General features: G+C 66.4%; 24 protein-coding genes. 12 read left to right on the top strand and 12 right to left on the bottom strand.

All coding sequences use genetic code 11. The annotated features are described in order from the left end of the window. The first annotated feature begins 7 nt into the window (after positions 1-7). Both EDF33_RS18980 and EDF33_RS18985 read left to right on the top strand, forming a co-directional pair. Complete coding sequence (locus EDF33_RS18980) at positions 8-703, top strand: hypothetical protein (protein WP_132100866.1); 696 nt, start codon at positions 8-10, stop codon at positions 701-703. A gap of 46 nt (positions 704-749) precedes the next feature. After that, positions 750-947, top strand: coding sequence for a hypothetical protein (locus EDF33_RS18985; protein ID WP_132100867.1), 198 nt, complete (start codon positions 750-752; stop codon positions 945-947). 296 nt (positions 948-1,243) lie between these two features. Here EDF33_RS18985 and EDF33_RS18990 read toward each other — a convergent pair whose 3' ends face one another. The 6 genes from EDF33_RS18990 to EDF33_RS19015 form a co-directional block, all read right to left on the bottom strand. After that, on the bottom strand, positions 1,244-1,726 hold the full coding sequence (locus EDF33_RS18990) for a hypothetical protein (RefSeq protein ID WP_243692504.1): 483 nt from the start codon (positions 1,724-1,726) through the stop codon (positions 1,244-1,246). Between the two features lie 353 nt (positions 1,727-2,079). Next, positions 2,080-2,529 carry a hypothetical protein gene (locus tag EDF33_RS18995; RefSeq protein ID WP_132100869.1) on the bottom strand — a complete coding sequence of 150 codons (450 nt, stop codon included), beginning with the start codon at positions 2,527-2,529 and terminating at the stop codon, positions 2,080-2,082. A 5-nt stretch (positions 2,530-2,534) separates the two neighbouring features. Then, entirely contained in the window at positions 2,535-2,783 is a 249-nt protein-coding gene (locus tag EDF33_RS19000; RefSeq protein ID WP_132100870.1) for a glutaredoxin domain-containing protein, read from the bottom strand. Positions 2,784-3,138: 355 nt separating this feature from the next. Beyond that, positions 3,139-3,600 carry a hypothetical protein gene (locus EDF33_RS19005; protein WP_132100871.1) on the bottom strand — a complete coding sequence of 154 codons (462 nt, stop codon included), beginning with the start codon at positions 3,598-3,600 and terminating at the stop codon, positions 3,139-3,141. Positions 3,601-3,678: 78 nt separating this feature from the next. Continuing rightward, positions 3,679-4,230, bottom strand: coding sequence for an LPD29 domain-containing protein (locus EDF33_RS19010; protein ID WP_132100872.1), 552 nt, complete (start codon positions 4,228-4,230; stop codon positions 3,679-3,681). Positions 4,231-4,312: 82 nt separating this feature from the next. Next, entirely contained in the window at positions 4,313-4,519 is a 207-nt protein-coding gene (locus tag EDF33_RS19015) for a hypothetical protein (protein ID WP_132100873.1), read from the bottom strand. Between the two features lie 308 nt (positions 4,520-4,827). Between EDF33_RS19015 and EDF33_RS19020 the strand changes: the two genes are divergently transcribed. Further along, positions 4,828-5,178 carry a hypothetical protein gene (locus EDF33_RS19020; protein WP_132100874.1) on the top strand — a complete coding sequence of 117 codons (351 nt, stop codon included), beginning with the start codon at positions 4,828-4,830 and terminating at the stop codon, positions 5,176-5,178. 224 nt (positions 5,179-5,402) lie between these two features. Here EDF33_RS19020 and EDF33_RS19025 read toward each other — a convergent pair whose 3' ends face one another. The 3 genes from EDF33_RS19025 to EDF33_RS19035 form a co-directional block, all read right to left on the bottom strand. Beyond that, on the bottom strand, positions 5,403-6,893 hold the full coding sequence (locus EDF33_RS19025) for a ParB N-terminal domain-containing protein (protein ID WP_132100875.1): 1,491 nt from the start codon (positions 6,891-6,893) through the stop codon (positions 5,403-5,405). Positions 6,894-6,998: 105 nt separating this feature from the next. After that, on the bottom strand, positions 6,999-7,340 hold the full coding sequence (locus EDF33_RS19030) for a DUF3846 domain-containing protein (RefSeq protein WP_165918884.1): 342 nt from the start codon (positions 7,338-7,340) through the stop codon (positions 6,999-7,001). 893 nt (positions 7,341-8,233) lie between these two features. Beyond that, positions 8,234-8,584, bottom strand: a complete 351-nt coding sequence (locus EDF33_RS19035; RefSeq protein ID WP_132100877.1) for a hypothetical protein — start codon at positions 8,582-8,584, stop codon at positions 8,234-8,236. Here EDF33_RS19035 and EDF33_RS19040 point away from each other — a divergent pair. Beyond that, positions 8,583-8,885 (top strand): hypothetical protein, encoded by a 303-nt coding sequence (locus EDF33_RS19040; protein ID WP_132100878.1) that lies wholly within the window; start codon positions 8,583-8,585, stop codon positions 8,883-8,885. The genes EDF33_RS19035 and EDF33_RS19040 overlap by 2 nt on opposite strands. A gap of 9 nt (positions 8,886-8,894) precedes the next feature. Here the strand turns inward: EDF33_RS19040 and EDF33_RS19045 are convergent, their stop codons facing one another. Further along, positions 8,895-9,080 (bottom strand): hypothetical protein, encoded by a 186-nt coding sequence (locus EDF33_RS19045; RefSeq protein ID WP_132100879.1) that lies wholly within the window; start codon positions 9,078-9,080, stop codon positions 8,895-8,897. 183 nt (positions 9,081-9,263) lie between these two features. Here EDF33_RS19045 and EDF33_RS19050 point away from each other — a divergent pair, with 183 nt between their 5' ends. From EDF33_RS19050 to EDF33_RS19060, 3 genes are all read left to right on the top strand, one after another. Continuing rightward, positions 9,264-9,641 (top strand): hypothetical protein, encoded by a 378-nt coding sequence (locus EDF33_RS19050; protein ID WP_132100880.1) that lies wholly within the window; start codon positions 9,264-9,266, stop codon positions 9,639-9,641. A 645-nt stretch (positions 9,642-10,286) separates the two neighbouring features. Next, positions 10,287-10,892, top strand: a complete 606-nt coding sequence (locus tag EDF33_RS19055) for a GNAT family N-acetyltransferase (protein ID WP_132100881.1) — start codon at positions 10,287-10,289, stop codon at positions 10,890-10,892. Between the two features lie 125 nt (positions 10,893-11,017). After that, complete coding sequence (locus tag EDF33_RS19060; protein WP_132100882.1) at positions 11,018-11,362, top strand: Lsr2 family protein; 345 nt, start codon at positions 11,018-11,020, stop codon at positions 11,360-11,362. Positions 11,363-11,611: 249 nt separating this feature from the next. Here the strand turns inward: EDF33_RS19060 and EDF33_RS19065 are convergent, their stop codons facing one another. Then, positions 11,612-12,934 (bottom strand): hypothetical protein, encoded by a 1,323-nt coding sequence (locus EDF33_RS19065; RefSeq protein ID WP_132100883.1) that lies wholly within the window; start codon positions 12,932-12,934, stop codon positions 11,612-11,614. A gap of 458 nt (positions 12,935-13,392) precedes the next feature. Beyond that, a complete protein-coding gene (locus tag EDF33_RS19070; RefSeq protein ID WP_132100884.1) occupies positions 13,393-13,989 on the bottom strand; it encodes a recombinase family protein in 597 nt (198 codons plus the stop codon). Positions 13,990-14,222: 233 nt separating this feature from the next. On the opposite strand from EDF33_RS19070, the gene EDF33_RS19075 reads away from it, so the two are divergent. The 5 genes from EDF33_RS19075 to EDF33_RS19095 all read left to right on the top strand — a co-directional run bounded on the left by EDF33_RS19075 (position 14,223) and on the right by EDF33_RS19095 (position 16,933). Continuing rightward, positions 14,223-14,813, top strand: coding sequence for a universal stress protein (locus EDF33_RS19075; protein ID WP_243692505.1), 591 nt, complete (start codon positions 14,223-14,225; stop codon positions 14,811-14,813). Then, positions 14,810-15,553, top strand: coding sequence for a 2,3-diphosphoglycerate-dependent phosphoglycerate mutase (locus EDF33_RS19080; protein ID WP_055960826.1), 744 nt, complete (start codon positions 14,810-14,812; stop codon positions 15,551-15,553). The genes EDF33_RS19075 and EDF33_RS19080 overlap by 4 nt, the downstream gene beginning before the upstream one ends. Positions 15,554-15,642: 89 nt before the next feature. Then, on the top strand, positions 15,643-16,053 hold the full coding sequence (locus tag EDF33_RS19085) for a CrcB family protein (protein WP_055962328.1): 411 nt from the start codon (positions 15,643-15,645) through the stop codon (positions 16,051-16,053). Beyond that, positions 16,050-16,421 carry a CrcB family protein gene (locus EDF33_RS19090; RefSeq protein ID WP_055960823.1) on the top strand — a complete coding sequence of 124 codons (372 nt, stop codon included), beginning with the start codon at positions 16,050-16,052 and terminating at the stop codon, positions 16,419-16,421. The genes EDF33_RS19085 and EDF33_RS19090 overlap by 4 nt, the downstream gene beginning before the upstream one ends. A gap of 26 nt (positions 16,422-16,447) precedes the next feature. Further along, positions 16,448-16,933 (top strand): inorganic diphosphatase, encoded by a 486-nt coding sequence (locus EDF33_RS19095; protein WP_055960822.1) that lies wholly within the window; start codon positions 16,448-16,450, stop codon positions 16,931-16,933. The last annotated feature ends 49 nt before the right edge of the window (positions 16,934-16,982 follow it).

The raw sequence follows: 16,982 nt of genomic DNA on the forward strand, positions 1-16,982 counted from the left end.
ACGGTTCGTGCAGGACCCGGCTATCGAACGACTGATCGGCGAAGAGACTCGTGCTTCGCTGGAACGGACCGTCGAACCGGTCGGCGACTGCCTCATGTGCGGCAAGCAGCTCGGCGCTGGGCCCCTTCGACTGAGTGCGCAGGAGTCAGAACTGAATCCGGTCGTCGCCGCGATCCACGCGACATGCGGTGGCGGGGTGCTCCCCGACACGGGCGTGCTCATCGTCCCGCCGGCGACCTGGCTGGCGGGCGCGTTCGTTATCGACGGCCGCCCACCGGGCCTCCTGAACAAGCTCTTCAACCGACGCGCCTACCTACCGGTCATCGTCGTGAAGCCGAGCTGCGACGTCTTCTCACTGAGCCGGGTCGGTGGCGGTTGGGGTGACTCACTCGCGTATTACGAGACCCGCGGGTTCCGCCCATTCGACGACGCGATCGCTGGGGCCGACACTGCTGACGAGAAGGCGCTACCGGTGACCGTGCGGCTAGCGCGGGACGAGGTGTCTGCGACGATCCTCGTCGACACCTTCACTTCCGATGCCAACCCGCGGCTCGGCGCCGGTATCGACGCCGCCGGCGGAGCATTCGTCGCCCTCACTGCGGAGCCATTCCCGTCGTTCGGGCACCCCGGCCGTGTCGACGGAGTCATGACCGGACGCACCGTCTTCCGGTGGATCCCGAGCGCTGAGATCGAACGCGTGTGACGCGGGGCAGACCGCGTCCGATAGAAGTACGAAACGAGGGGGACACATGGCGAAAATGAGCGCCGGCGACACAGTGGTCGCGGTCAAGGACATCGGCGGGCTACTGCGTGAGCACGTCCCGAAGGGCTCGAAGGGTGTTGTTACGAAGGCGTCGTGGGGCGAGTACAAGGTGCTCTTCACCATCGAGCGATGGCACGGCGACAAGAAGGTCGAAGTCAGGGTCGAGCCCGACGAGGTCGCGTAATAACCAAGGCGAGGACTGCCTGCTGGCCGTCAGCAGTGCTCAGTGATGTAGGAGAGTGACTATGGGTGCACGAGCCGCGATGGTCATCACCTGCGACGTCGCTGGCTGCGACCAAGTCATCGTCCCGATAGCCGGACCCGACGACAACAGCAGCCGCACCGAAGCACGCGCCTACGCCCGCGCCCATGGGTGGACGACCGCCGACCGCTCCCCCAGCTGGACCGACACCTGTCCCGCCCATGCCGGCGCTCGGACCGCTGGCCATGTTGGGGCCTCTGGCCGTTAGGTGTCGGTGGTCACCAGAGCGTCGGGGTGTCCGGCGCGATCCCTGTGCGGCACGCACGGATCGCTGCCTGGTCCCACCCGTGATCCCGGAACGCATCGCGGAGCTCACGAGACAGCGCCACCCGTTCGCTGCGCTGCAGGCCGGCCATCCGAACCGCGGTCGCCCCGTTGCGGTGACGGCCGCGCTGCACACGCTCGAGCATGTTCCCCCGATGCGTGCCCGGTGCCAGGTGCGACACCGAGTCGTCGACGTCGACGTGGACGCACAACGGGATATCGCACGCATGCAGCAGCAGCACCGTCGGGTGCAACGCCGCGCCAGTGAGGTGTTCGTACAACCACCGCTGCGGCCGCATCGCGCGCTGACCACCGTCGGGTTGGCGAACCCAGAAGCGGCCGTAGCCGTCGTCGCCAATGGCACCGGTCCAGATCCAGCAGTCGCTGAGCGCCGGCCCCCGCACGACGTGCGAGAAGAATCGTTCCTCCGCGCTCACCGGAGTCGGCCCGCCCATGGTCAGCGGCCGTCGTGGCGGGGGTCAGTAGTGCCGTGCCCGGCGCGGTAGCTTGTGCTCACTTCTGCCGCTTCCGGTTGCGGCGGACCACGTACACAGCTGTGGCCAGCCGCTTACGTCCGGCGCTCATGGCGTCAACCGCAACACAGTCAGCACCAGTAGACACACCACGCCAACTGGCAACAACACCCAGGGGATAGCCCTGCCCGCTGACGTCATCTCATCCACACGAGCCGAGCGAACAACCCCGAGCGCGAACCCGCCACCCCCAAGACACACGACAGTGATGGCCAACAGGCCCCACTCCCCTACGTTCATGGTTTCAGTCTCCCTGGTCAGGCGCGGGTGCCGGCGTACTGGGGGAACATGCGGTCGATCGTCGCTTCGTGGCAGGCGGCGCGGTCGTGCTCGCCGCGGATCCGGGACAGCTCCGCGTAGGAATTCTCGGTCGCGGTGTGCTCGGCGGGGGCGGGTCGGCGGCACATCTCGGCGTAGTACCGGTCGGCGTCGTGCTCGGCCTGCTCGAGGCGGGCCCGCAGTTCGAGGACCTCGGCCATGAGCTCCGGGGCGGCCATCTGGAATCCGACCATGTAGCCGGCCTCCCAGACCTGCCGCTGCTCGTCGGTGAGTTCCCACTCGCGAACGTGCTCGGTCGGGTCAGCGGTAGCGGCGTCGATGGCTCGGAACGCTGCGACGGTGTCGCCGGCGTAGAGCTCGTCGACGGCGTCGCGGGTGGACTGCTGCACGACGTCGGGACGGATGGTGGTCGAACGCTCGAGGGTCATCGTCATCACGCGGCCGCGCTCGAGGCGAGTTCGCCGATCTTGTCGGGGCGGAACCCGCTCCAGGACCCGGTCTCCGTGTCGGTGACGACGATGGGGGCGTTCATGCCGAGGGTGGTCTTCCACTCCTCGATCTGCGCCTGGTCGACGTCGTCGAGGATCGCCTCGGTGTACTCGATGCCGGCGGAGTCGAGGGCACGCTCGGTGGCCAGGCACATGCCGCAGAAACCAGACTTGGTGTAAACCGTGATGCTCATCGAAATCACCTTCCGAAAGATTGTGATGCGGTGGGGGCCCCTCCCCCATTGCATGCTTCTATTCTACAACGCGCGGGCCTATATGGGTACTCTTTTCCGCACATTCTTTGACTATTTTTCTGCCGGGCGACACGCCTGTTGGCAACCTATGCACGTGCATTGTTTGGCACCAACGCATGACGTTTACGAACGTGCGGCTGGGGCATCGATAACAGCGGGAGGGCTGAGAATCCCCAGGAGCATTGAACCGGTAATGCAATCACGGGAAGCCGTTAGGGATAGTGGGCTGCGCATTCCTAAACTGTGTCGTCCTGGCGCTTTTCACCATCTCGCCGACCGCCACCGCCCCGGCGGGTCAGCCCGCGACCGGGTGCGGGGTACTGGTCGCGATGGTCTGCACGGTGACGTCGTCGTGGTCACACTCCCAAAACACGGACCGCACCTCCTCGGCAACCGATTCGGGGAGCTGCTCGTTCGTCCATGCCGTTGACGGGAACGACACGGTGACGGTGACCGTGGTCATGGGTTCGGCGGAGGACGGGCCGTGGCCGGCGCCGCCCCACTCGTACTGCCACGCGAACGCGACCTGTCCGACGGGTCCGCCGTGGTACCGGTCGAACACCGCCCGGTGCTCATCGTCGGTGTGGCCCGGGCGACGCGTGCAGGTCCACTGGGTGCCGTCGACGTCGTAGGTCGTCGCACCGCACACCGACACGCGGGGATCGACGTCCGCGCCGGGAGCCATATCCGCGGCCGGGGCCTGCGGGTCGGTCTGCTCGTCGTCGAGGTGGGTGGGGCGTTCGTAGGTGATGAACATGGGGTGCGCTTCTCTCTAGGCTGGTTGGGGCGGCGGGGATGCACGTATGGGTACGGGACATCCCCGCCGCTGCTTCAACTACTGGCGGGCGGGTGTCGAGGTGAGGTCGACGTGCTGCAGCAGGAACCGGACCGCGGACCAGGCTGAAAGTTGCGGCCGGTCCCAGGCGTGCTGTCCGTCGTTGAACTCGCAGCCCTGCCCGCCGGTGATGTCGCGACCCTCGACGAGCTCGCCGGCGTCCTCGCAGAGGATCAGGTGCGGCATGTTGCTGCACTCGCGGATGATCCGCTGGGCTTCGAGGTGCCCGGCGACGGTGAAGTCGCGTGCGGTGTTGATGCCGTCGCAGCCGTACTGCACTTCGGTCGGCATCTCCCCTGGCTCCCCGGCGACCAGGGTGGTGCCGTGGTCGGTGTAGGTGTCGGTCATGCCGTCGAACGAGCGGCCCTGGTACTTGCGGCAGATGTCGTCGACTTGGGCGCTGGTGGGGCCGTCCTCGTGGTGGACGTTGATCCACGTGGCCGCGGTGCCGGTGGAGCAGCGCACCGAGAAGCGGACGCCGGGGAACGTGGTTCGCAGTTCCTTCCGGAGCAGCGCGGCGACGTCCTTGGTCGGGATGATGGTGGAGGTCATGGGGTGTCCTTCGGTCTGTGCGATCGGTGATGATGGGTGGAGCGGGAGGGGGCGATTACGGTTCGTCCCCTCCCGCGTTGGATCACTCCGCGGGCGGCGTGTAGGTGATCGTGTCGACGAACGTCGCGAGTTCGATGCCCTCCAGGACAGCGGTGTTTGTGAGCGTCCACCCCATGGACGCCGCGGCCTTGAGTTCCGCGCGCCGCTCTGACAGGGCCGCCTTCCTCGCTTCCGTTGCGTCGTCTGCCTTACTGACCGCGGTAACGATGGTCTCGATCTGGTACTGCATTTGTTTTTCCTCTCCCTCTCGTTTTTTTGCCGTGAAGGCGACTTGTCGCCGCTAGGACGAGCACCCGGAATGCAACCGGTCGTGGAATATATGGAGGGGACCCGCTTGCGGGGAGGGGCCGTTTATGCCGCGAAAGCCGGTTGCATTCCGGGTGATCGTCCGTACGCTGCCGAAGGCTTCACGGCAAAGAAACGGGCCGCAGGCCCCAACAGCGCCGGCGAAGCCGGCTCCTCTTAGAAGCTCTGGACGCACCCGGTCTCGGCGGGTCCGGCAGGGCGGGTGCCGGTGCTGCTGGCAGCATCCGGGGCATGAGATCTCGACGCGGCGGCCGGAAGGGCCGGCCCAGGAACCAGGGCAACCCGAGCGACGTCCTGCTCGAGCACGACGACACCACTCCCCCGGCATCCGCCCCCGCCGACGTCGACCACGTCCGTGGTCGGTCGATCAAGGTGCTGCACTCGTTCTGGGTGCAGCCGGCGGATCTGGTGCCCTGCGACGTCGCCGGGTGCACCGATTCGGCGGAACCGGAGGCGTGGGAACCGGTCGACCTCGACACGGGCGATGAGTTGCCTGGCCGGTTCTGCTGTGAACATCAGCTCGCATGGATTACCCGCCCGCGTGAGACGACGTCGACGACCGGGTATCTCGTCTCCCCCTGAGCGCTCTTGGTCGCGGCGCCGCTCTGCGGTGTCGTCGCGCTGCGAGCTCCGTCGAGCAGCGCCGAGGTCGGGAGGAGGCGAAGCCTCTTGCCGCGGCGGCGGAGCCGTCGCGCGGCCCACGGACACCAGGACGGCCTGATGGGACATCTGCGGGCGGGGATGGGACACGAACCGGTGCCGGGCGGGCGTGGGGGCCGCGGGTTGCGACCCCCACGCCGGTTCATCTACTCGGCGGGCGTGGCTTCGCCGTCCTCCGGTTCTGCGTCGGGCTGGATGCCTGCGGCGATCTTCTCGACCTGGCTGAGCGGGTAGCCCCACGCGGCCAACTGGTTGAGGTAGCCGCGGGAGTCGGCGTTCGGGGTGCGCCACCACTCACGGTTCGCCGTGTTCTCGAACCCGGCGAACACCACCGCGAGGGACATGTGGTGCCCCTTCGCGGGGTGCTGCTCGACCCACTGGGAGAGCGTGTCGCCGTCCCACCCGCTCGACTCGATGCCGAGCAGACTGCGGGCGCTCACCATGCCGGAGGCGTACCGGGTGTTGGCGTGGCGCGTGAGCGCGATCGCCAGGAACCGGGCGGCGTCCTTCGGCGCGTTCTTCCGCTGCAACAGGCCCGCGATCCACTCACGGCGCACGTCGTCGGCGGCGTCCCACGCCTTGTTGTTGGCGACCAGCAGCCGACGTGCGGCCTTCCGTTCCTCCGCCTCGGCTTCGGCGTCCGCGTCGGACTTCGGCTCGACCGGGGCCGACGCCGACGCTCCGACGCCGATGCGCCCGACGCGGAGCGTGTGGACGTTCGGCGTCGCGCACACGGGAACGGCCACGACCTCGCCGTACTGTCGCACCTCGTACGCCGCGCCGGGGCACTCGGCGTGCTCGTCCTCGGTGATCGGGGTTCGGTCGTCGTAGGCGATCACGTCGTCACCGACGCCCGTGAACCGTGACAGCGGCGCGTAGTCGTCGTCATCGGTCACAACCCGCTTGCCCGCTGCGGTCAGTTCCGCGGTGAGCGCGTCCACCGCGGCGGCACGCTCCCGGTCACGGCGGAGGCGCGCAGCGACGTGGGTCAGTTCGTCGTCGTCGTATCCCTCGGCGATCCACTCCGTCAGTTCCTTGACTGCTTCGTCGTCGCCGTCGAACTCGGCGAGGATGAGCGCCTGAGTGAACGTCGCCTGGCCGGATGCAACGGCGGTGGCCGCCGCGTCGGACTTCGCGACGGTCAGGGTCTGCTTCACGGTGTCGCGCTTCGTACCTGTCTCGCGGGCGATCGCGGTCACGCTCAGGCCCTCGATTTCCAACTGGCGGTACGCGGCGAGCCGGTCACCGTCCGTCAAGGCGGTGCGACGCTCGTTGGCGACCAACTGCTCCGCGATCCGCTTCGCAGTGCTGTCGTCGCGAGCCGTGACGAACACCGGCACCTCTCGGCCCGCCTCGCGGGCGGCGAGGACGCGCATCTGCCCGTCACGGACCACCACGGCCCCATCCGCGTTCCGGTAGCCGATCGTCGGTAGCAGCACCCCGTGCTGCTTCACGGAGGCCAGGAACGCGGGGTCGAGGTCGGACGCGGTGCGGACGTTGTTCTCGATCACCACATCCGCGGCGGGGACGTGCACCAGGTCAACACCGGCCGCGGCCGGTGCGGCCTCGACGGTGGGCGTTTCGGGCTGGGGCTGGTCGGTCAGGTGGGTGACGGTGATGTTCTCCGTGATGGTCATGTCGTTTGCTACGCTTTCCGGTAGTGACCGGGTGCGGGTCCTGGCAATTAGTGGTTGTCGGGAACTCCGCACCCGGTCTTTTCCTATGGGTGGGACTGCTGGGTGTTACTGCTGGCGGAACACTGCGGACAGTGCTTCCGCCCGGGTGAGCGCCGCACGGGCCTGCTGGAAGGCGCGCATGACGGCCGTGTACTGATCCGGCGACAGCGACCGGGTGTCCCCGGCTTCGTCGTAGGTCAGGAACAGGACCGTCCCGTACAGCGGCGACGCCGCCCGGGAACGCCCGAGAGCAACCACTGCGACGGTGGCGAGGTCGTTGCGCTCCCCCGCGTACATGCCCTCGTCATCGATCCACGCATCGATCCGGCCGTCGAGGCGGACCACGTCCACCAGGCGGCACCCGATCTGCTCCCGCGTGCCCTGCAGGGTGGACTGCGCCGCGTTCACGACGACGCCTTCAACCGCACCATCTGCGGTCGCTCGAATACCCATCAACTTCATTTCCTTCTTCCTCTCCCTTTCGTTGTTTGCCCGGGAAGGCACGTAGTGCCGATAGGACGAGGAGCCGGGGTGCAAGCCCAAAGCGGCGACGCACCGAGAAGTTTCGACCGGCGCCGTCCATTGACGGAGGAGATGAGCACGACGGCGCCGGTCGAAAGTTCTCGCGTGCGGCGGTGGCGACGGCTTGCGGCCCGGAACCTCGTCCGTACAATCGCCGAAGGCTTCCCGGGCAAACAACGAACCCCTTGGGGTTCGACAAGCACTGGCCGGCTTGCCGGCTCCTCTCAGACAAGATCAGCCCGCCGAAGGCGGCCCGCTCAGACCAGAACAGGCCGCCGCCAGGCGGTCCGCTGAGATCCCCGTGCTCGAGGAGCTCGCCGGCGCGCAGAGGCCAACGAACGTGAAGCGGCCCCGGCCTGTTGGGGGGAACAGACCGGGGCCGGCTGCAGCTCGAGCGATTTTGGGGGCTGCTCGAGCCGCGGGCGCCCGAAGCCACTGGGGGGAATGGTCCGGACGCAGACCACCACGGTACGCACGGCCCCCGACACCGGCAACCGGCGCCGGCTATGACGTCGCTGAGACCGCCACGCGGTGCTTCACAGCCGCCCGCCACACCCACGCCGCGGTCGCGGCCTGGCCGCTCCCCCACTCGATCAGCACGGCGTCATTGGTCGCGGCGATCGCTTTCGCTTCCACGCGGCGATCGACACCGCGGTAGGTGCGGATCCACGCGTGCACGGGTGCCGGTGGCCTAACGTCGCTCACGGGGCCTCCACGGGCGTCTGCGGGCAGCGACACGGCTTCCTCGGGCACCCAGCGGCCGCGCCGGCGTTGCCCCATCAGCGGCGCCCCTGCGGCTTCAGAGACCGCTTCTTGATCCGCTCGAGGGGCAACCACAGGTGGTGCACGAAGCCCATGTGCACGAGCTGCACGTAGACGACGTCGGCGTCCGCCTGCTCCACGAATCCGGGACAGGTCTGCAGGCCAGACCGGGTGAACTCGACCCGCACCCACACCGCCGGGTAGCGGGACACGCGATCCGGGGCCGGCGGGGCGTCGATGCCGAGCGGCTGGTCCTCGGGCGGATCGGGGTGGATCGGTGGCGCCCACCGGTGTTCGGGCATGCCACCGATGATGACCGCGGCCGCCGACACCGCAGGTGTCGGATCGCGCTGCGAGGATGGATCCATGATCACCGTCCGCGGCACGATCCGCTCCACGAACACCATCACCGCTGACGGCAACGGAGACGACCAGAGCACCGCGCGGGCCCGCGCCGTCGATGGCCTGGAACTCGCTGGGTACGACGTCGTGCAGACGAACACGCTGAGCTCGACCGCGGCCGGGAACATCACCGTCCGCGCTGTCGCCCGGTCGACCGAGATCCAGCCACACGAAGCGTCCGGGCCGAACTATGACGCCGCCCTGGCCGCCTACCTGCAGTCGGTTCCCGATGGGTGGATCAGCCTGGGCATCACGGTCGACGCCTGACGTCGAGGATCACTGCCGGCGACGCTCATCCTGCACCAGTCCGATCAGCGCGAGCGTGCGCTGCAGCGCAGCCTCGGACTCCCAGCAGTCGGCCGCGGAACTGTTGAGGAGGTTCAGCTGCTTGATCGCACGCCGCCGTGCGGCGGCGAGCTCGTCGACGGTGAGCCACTGCAACGCCTCGAGCTCATCAGTCACGCCGCGGAGCGTACCCGTCCATCAACTGCCCTCTTCACCAGCCGGGCACCTCGAGCAGCTGTACCGACGTCACACGCCTGACCATGATCCCTCCGATGGCCTGCGCAGCGAAGCGGAGACAGGGCGCCGCGCGTAGCGCGTACTCGTGTGCTCTCTGCCGGTGCCCCGAACTACGGTGGCCGCATGAATACCGACTACGCAGCACCCCGCGACGGCCTGCGGATCCTCGTTGAGACGGCCAGTGAATACGAAGGCATCCGGGCGGCTCGACTCTTCAACCCGAGCGGCGGCGAGCCGTTCGACCCCGGCCACCGATGGGGCAGGATCCTCGCCTACGCGTGGCCTATCGACCCTGACTTAACCCTGTTCTCCGGGGTGTCCTACATGGCCGGTCTCGACGCCGAATGTTCTCGTCTCCGCCTGCGCTGTCCTGCATGGTCGACGGTGGTGGACCACCTCTCGATGGCGATCGACGTCCGCCGATATCCCGATCTGCCCCTGGGGGACATCGACCGGTTCATCAGGGGTCAGGTGCCGCATCTGTTTGGTGCGGCGATCTGACACGTCTCGGTAGCCGATCCGTCATGGGGAACATGACAGAGGCTCAGGCGACGGCGTCCCGGAATTCGTTGACGGCGTTGTATCCCGCAGAGCCGAGCTTTGAAACCTGGGGAAGGAAAGGCAGCACGCCCTCAATTGTGTCGCGCCGACCGCCCTCGGAGACTTCCCCATTGCGCTCAGACAGGCCTAGATAGAGAGCCCACAGCTGCCCATAGAGCTCTGGATGAGCGGGCTCGTCGACGGCGCCTACAACGGCCCCAAGGAGCCTACGGAGTGCTGCTGTATCAGGGACTGTCATGCCTAGATGTTGGCAGAAGTAGGTGTCTCGATAGCCGATCGACTGCCGCACGGCCCGGCGCCAGTGTCGGTGACCTCGGAAGTCCGCGGACGCAGGTGTCGCAGCCGACCCGCCCGGTGAGGTGCCCGGCTGTGGAGCGCTACGCGAGACTCAGCGAGCGTGGTCGCCCAGGTCATAAAGCACGGCAGCGTCCTCAACGGCACCCCGGACTTCGTTGCAGAGCGGAAGTCCCCCGTCGAGCTGGGCACCGAGAGGCGCACAGCGTCGCGGGGCCGCTCTTGGGATCATCGAAACCTGCAAGAACCACAGCGACCCACGTTCAAGCACACCAGCCGTAGCGTGAACCCGTGGACGAGATCCGATCTGACAGCTACCCGTTGCATCCAGCCTTCGACCCTGACCTCGCGGCATGGCTCACTTCGCTGGAGGAACTAACCTCATCCGAGTTCACGATCCGGCAGGCAACAGCAGGTTCCGGGGACGCTCGTTGGATGAGATACATGCAGGGCGCTTGCGAACCGATCACCCCCCAACCAGAGTCCAAAAACAACAAAACGATCGCCGGACAGTTGGTGTACTTCGCGACGATCGGCGCGACACAGGTCGGGTTTAGCGTCTCGATGACCGGCACAGCGGCATCGGATCCGGTGTTCATCCAGGCCGTGGGGGTCGTGGGAACCGCACGTGGCCGCGGCATCGGTCTTGCACTGATGCGCACCGTCGTGGAGCAGGCCCCGCACCGCAACATCGCCCTTGCCACCCAGAATGACAATCTGGCAGCGCGACGCATGAACGAGCGCTTTGCAGCGTCGATCGGCGCTGAGCTCCGACGAGTGAACCTCGGCACGTTCAAGGACGCGGACCTCGGGATCAGACGCGGTCTCGGCTACCGATCCTGGACGATCGAGCGGTCTCATCCAACTGCCGACAGCGCGACAACGCGCATGGAATAGGCGCCTGGCTGAGCGGCCCAGTCCGCGGCGTACCCGAACCAAACTTCGCCCTGAGTCTGTAAAGACGTGTGCCCAACGAGATATCTGACACAGTAGAGGCAGCTCCCAATCGAAAGGTAAATTCCATGGCGCAGAAAGTCACCACTCACCTGGTCGATGACCTCACCGGCGACACCATCGAGGAAGGCAAGGGCCGCACCGTGTCCTTCACCTTCGACGGCGGGCACTACGAGATCGATCTCACCGACGACAACGCTGACGCGCTCCGCGAAGCGTTCTCTGACTACGTCGCTGCCGCGCGAAAGGTCAACGGCCGCGCCGGGCGTACCAGTGCCGGCAGCGCGCCGAAGCGTGGGAACTCGGAAGAGCTCGCGAAGATCCGCGAGTGGGCCAACGCGAACGGCCACGAGGTCTCCTCGCGTGGCCGTATCAGCCAGGCCGTCCGCGACGCGTACGACGCCGCACACTGACGCCACTCCCCCCACGAAAAGAGCCGGCCGCCCTCGAGGGCAGCCGGCTCTTCTCATTGACGCCGATACGGCGCTCTTATGTCAGCCTCCTTGCGCGGGTCGCTCTCCGCCACGCATTCCGCGTCTTCCCACCTCGGTGTAGGCGAAAGGGGATCGCCAACGCATGACGTTGGACGCTCGATCAAAGCCGGCCGTGGGACTCCCAAGGTCGCCTCTCCCCTGATGCCATCCGCTAACCGTTGATTTCACTCATGTTCGTGCAGCTCGCGCTACAAGTACGCGTTGTGCGACGAGGCGAAGCAATTCGAGGTCTGCCTGCAAAGAACTCGCTTCCCGACTTGAAGGAAGCAGAACGTCGTCGCTAGACCCCCCGCCGTCTTGTTTCGAGTGTACGATACGACAACGAATGGCGTAAATGCGGTCTGCTATCTGGTCGCGGAGATCCGTCTGATTGTTCTTCGCCTGAATCGAGTCCACGCCCTTGATAACTTGCTTCTTTGAGGAGAAATGGTCAACATACTCCGGAAGCGACTCAATAAAATCTTGGACATCCGGCTCCATCATGCACGCTCGGATAGTCGCACGAAGTTGGTCTCGCTCTCCCATCCCACGTCGAGCCTCTGGCGCTGAGGCGTTGATTAAGCGACTTAAATCTGCGTCGTCTCGTGGATTAAAAGCCGGGTGTAGCAGTTGGCTCCTAACTGCATTCAGAGTCTGTTCACGAGCAAAGAAAGGAAAGAAATACTCGACCGCCTGGTAATAGGCCAAGTATTGGAGTAGCGGTAAGCCCGAAGCGGCGCGGCCGTACTGATACAACTCAAGGGCTTGCGCCGCATACTCATTGACCGGGAATTTCGGTGGGCGGTCGGGTTGCTCACCACGCGTTCGACGGTTCGGTCGTCGCTGCTTAGCCAACTGAGTAGGTACTCCGTAGACAACGTCTAGTTCGAATAGCATTGCCGATCCATAACGCTCCAAGACTCCGAGCGCTTCGTCATGGGTCGAAGTTGAAGCGCCGCTAATCTTGAGCGTAACCCCTCCCCCAAAAAGGATTTGGAACTCGTCAGAGGCAGGGGACAATTCTAGAGACATACCGCCCTCGCTCAAAATGAGCCGCCACTTATCGGCAGCCGCCCCGCGACCTAAATACGCGTCCTCCTCCGTTTCAGGGCTGGCGTCGGGCGCATCGGCGACGCCTACTTCCACTCCGGGCAGCCGCTTTAACTGGTGTTGCCCCCCAAGACGCCCCGCAGCTCCGAACGCGCCCGTCGTCAATTGTGCCTCAATTACCCCGCTCCCCGTATCAACGAACGCGTCGTAGTCCCCTAATACGACGTACTCCTCGAATTTAGTCCCGATTAGGGCGCCAAAATGGCGCTCCGCCACCATTACGTTCCTCGTCTGCCGCCCGTTGGGCATATCGAGAATCACGTAATGTCGGATCGTGCGAGGATCCTCGACCCCGAAGGTTCGCGTCGAGGCCGTGATGCCAGCATGAGTCGCCCTGTCCACCAGTTCCTTGATGTCGGGGTTTTCGATAGGTAGAGCAGCCGAAGCGTCAGAGTCCTTCACAGGATCACGATATCCTCTTCCTGCGGGCTGCTGCGCATCCCCGTCTCACGACCCGCACTACGTCCGCTTATTCGAACGCAACAACCGGCATTTGCTGGAGGCCAACGGTTTAGGCGTACCACGCTAGAGCGTTCTTCAGCCAGTTCGACCGCGACTGCCGGAGTGAAGCTGCATTCAGGAGACGCTGCCACGCAGATCCTTCCCGTAACAAGATCAGATTCGGTTTGGCGCAGTCGGTCTGGCGCGCTCAGCCCATCGGCGCCCTCCGCCGCCAGAAAGCCTGGGCAGGGACCGTAGTGCTGGATTGAGGTATACCCCAGCGCCACGGCTCCTGTGCGGTTGAGAGCCGCGGACATGGGGTCGGTTCAAGGGGTTCCGCGACAGATCCGGTTTCGGCTCTAGACATGTCGTAAGCTCCCCGTGCGCATCGGCCGCACGGACCGCGCGGTGCCCGATGGTTAGCCGGACGTCTTTCGACGTCGTCCCGCGACTGGCTCGCTCTCGCGTCGGAGTGCCCTATACACCGTGGTCCTACTGACTCCGAGAACGTCCCCAATCTGCGCGACCGTCATGTCCCGTTCCTCGTACAGACGCCTGGCAGTTCGTACCTGATCGGCCGACAGCCGAGGCGGCCGGCCGCCATTTCGGCCTCGAGCTCGAGCGGCGGTGAGGCCGGCGTGCGTGCGTTCTCGGATGAGATCCCGTTCGAACTCGGCCAGGGCGGCGAAGACGTGAAACACGAGCCGGCCGCCGGGTGAGGTTGTGTCGATCGTCTCTTGCAAGGATCGGAATCCGACCCCTCGCTCCCCCAGCGCCTGCAGCTGGTCGATCAGATGCCGGATGGATCGCCCGAGCCGGTCGAGCCGCCACACGACGAGAGTGTCGCCTGGTCGAATCTGATCGAGCAGCTTGGTGAGCTCCGGACGGTGCTCGAGCGATCCGGAGATTGTGTCGACCCACACCCGGTAGCAGCCGGCAGCGTTCAACGCGTCGAGCTGCAGCGCCGCGTCCTGATCGGTTGTCGACACCCGCGCGTACCCGAGAAGCTCACCCATAGCTCAGAACGTAGCGGAACCCGTAGGACGTCGATGGAAACGGCACGTAGAAACTGGCACAGAGTTCCGCTACGTGCAACGCCGGCGCGGCGCGCTCTGCGCTGTGGGCGGCTTCGCTCCGTGTCGTCGGAATCGCTTCCTTCGGTGTCGGGACGTCGCGGGTGCGCGAGACGGCCCGCGTGACTTGGGGTTCGGGTGCATAATGGTGGTGTCTTCGGACCCGGTAGTGGGGCTTGCCGGACCCAACCTCGACAGTTGTCGACAACAGTCCCTATCTCAGCTGGTCGCGCTTCTGCGCGCCTGAGGTAGGGAGTGTCATGACAGCACCAATCGGTTCCGGACCGGTCGTCGTCGGCGTCCTGCCCGGCCTCGCTCCGGGGGTCATCGAGGTTGCGTCGTCTATCGCGCGGCGCTTCGGTACGACGCTGGTGTGCGTCAGCGTGGATGCATCGCTCTTCGATGCCGGTACGCGCTCGGACGGGTCGGTGATGGTGGAACCGATCGACCCTGACACCGCTGACACGACACCGCAGGGCTTGTCGGACAGTGACAAGGCGGCAGTACGTGCTGCCGCAACGACCTACGGCGTCGACGTCACGTTCGTCCCGGGTGTCGGGGATCCGAGCCGGGCACTGTCGCAGGTGGCCGAAGACCGCGACGCGGCGATGCTGGTCGTCGGGGCCAGGACGGGAGCGGGTCGAATCGCGGAGTTCTTCACGGGGTCGGTCGCGGTACGGCTGACCCATCAGCAGCACCGTTCAGTGCTCGTAGTGCCCGTTGATCCGGTCGGGTTCGATGCCCCACTGCCGTTGGACACCCCGTGACCGGCCAGCTTGTTCTGCTCCGCCACGGACAGAGCACTGCGAACGCTGCCGGTACCTTCACCGGCTTGCGAGACGTCGCGCTGACCGAACAGGGCAGCGCCGAAGCGAATCGGGCTGGGTTGCTACTTCTGCATGCCGGCATCCGACCGGACCTCGTGCTCACGTCGACGCTCGAGCGGGCGCTCCACACGGCGGAGCTCGTCACCGACGTCCTCGGACGTGATGCGCCGATCGAGTCGACGTGGCGGTTGAACGAGCGGAACTACGGCGCCCTCACCGGCATGTCCAAGCAGAATGCGCAAGCGGCGTTGGGGGCGGAGCAGTTCTTCGCTGTTCGTCGGACCCGCACGGGACGGCCACCACGCATGTCGATCCGCGCGTGGCTGGCGCTCCGGCGGACGCCGGCGCTTCGTGGACTGCCGTGGGCGGCACTTCGTCGAACCGAAACACTCTCCGACGTCATCCGCCGGGTCCAACCCGTCCTGTCGCACAGCATCACCCCGGCACTCCGCGACGGGCAGACAGTGCTCGTCGTCGCGCACGGCAACTCACTGCGGGCACTGTGTGCCTGCATGGACGGCCTAACTGACGGTGAGCTCGCGGACCTGAACCTCCCCACGGGCGAACCCCTGATCTACCGGTTCGACGGCGACGGTGGGTTCTGTCCGCGGGGTGGGGAGTACCTGCATCCGGCAGCACGAGCAGCAGCGGCAGCGGTCGCTGCGGAAGGTGGAACATGACCTCCCGAACGGACACGCACCTGCCCGATGGGCAGCTCCCGCCCGACCCAGACATCGACGCCAACGACCCGGAACGTATCGACCGGCCAGTGCATCTGCGGTGGCGGTACCTCGGTGTCGTCGCACTCGGCGGCGCCATCGGTACCGCCGCACGCGACGGACTCAGCACCGCCTTCCCCGCTCAGCAGGAGGTGTCCTGGGCGATCTTCTGGATCAACATCGCCGGCGCGCTCCTACTGGGTGTGCTGCTGGAACACCTCGCGCATCGCGGACCTGACGAGGGTCGCCGCCGGACACTGCGCCTGCTTCTGGGAACCGGTGTCCTCGGCGGGTTCACCACCTACAGCACCCTCGCGACCAGCACCGCGGTGTTGTTCCTCGCTGGCCGCGGGTTGGCCGGCACCGGGTACGCGCTCCTGACGGTCCTCGCCGGCGCGATCGCCACCGGTAGCGGCCTCGCGATCGCGGGTTTGGTCCGACCGAACGGGGCCACATCATGAGCGCCCTGGCCTTCCTCAGCGTCGCGGTCGCTGGCGGTGTCGGCGCGGCCGCACGGTTCTTCGTGGATGGTGCGATCAACCGGGGTCGGCAGTTCCGGCTCCCGGTCGGGACGCTGACGATCAACATCACCGGCTCGTTCCTGCTGGGCTTGATCACCGGCGCCGCCGGTCACCTCGGCGCCACCCCCGTCGCGGTGCTCGGAACAGGGCTCATGGGTGGCTACACCACGTTCAGCACCGCCAGCTTCGAGACCGTCCGCCTCGCACGCACTGGCCGCACCACCGCGGCTGCCGTGAACGGGCTCGGGATGCTCGTCGTCTCCGTCGCCGCAGCCGCCGGGGGCGTCACCCTCGGCACCCTCACTTGACCATCCGACTGGGAGACGAACAGCTCATGCACTTCGACATCACGATCGAGATCCCCCGCGGCAGCGGCAACAAGTACGAGGTCGACCACGCCACCGGACGGATCCGCCTGGACCGGGCGGTGTTCACCAGCATGGTGTTCCCGCAGGACTACGGCTCGATCGACGACACTCTCGGCGATGACGGCGACCCCCTCGACGCGCTCGTGCTGCTGCCCCGGCCCACGTTCCCCGGCGTCGTCATCGACGTCCGCCCGGTCGGGATGCTCCGCATGGTCGACGAGAACGGCGGCGATGACAAGATCCTCACCGTCCCCGCCGGAGACGTCCGCTTCGACCACGTCCAGGACATCTCCGACGTCGCCGAGCCGGTCCTGGCGGAGATCGAGCACTTCTTCGCCCACTACAAGGAGATCGAGCACGGCAAGCACGTCACCACCAACGGGTGGGCGAACCGTGTCGACGCCGAAGCCATCATCCGCGCCGCACAGGAACGGTTCACCCCGCACCCCTGACCGGCACCCGCGCACCCGACACCATCCAGTGCGCGCCCTGAACCGCCGT

The sequence above is a fragment of the Curtobacterium sp. PhB146 genome, assembly GCF_004342995.1.
GTDB lineage: Bacteria > Actinomycetota > Actinomycetes > Actinomycetales > Microbacteriaceae > Curtobacterium.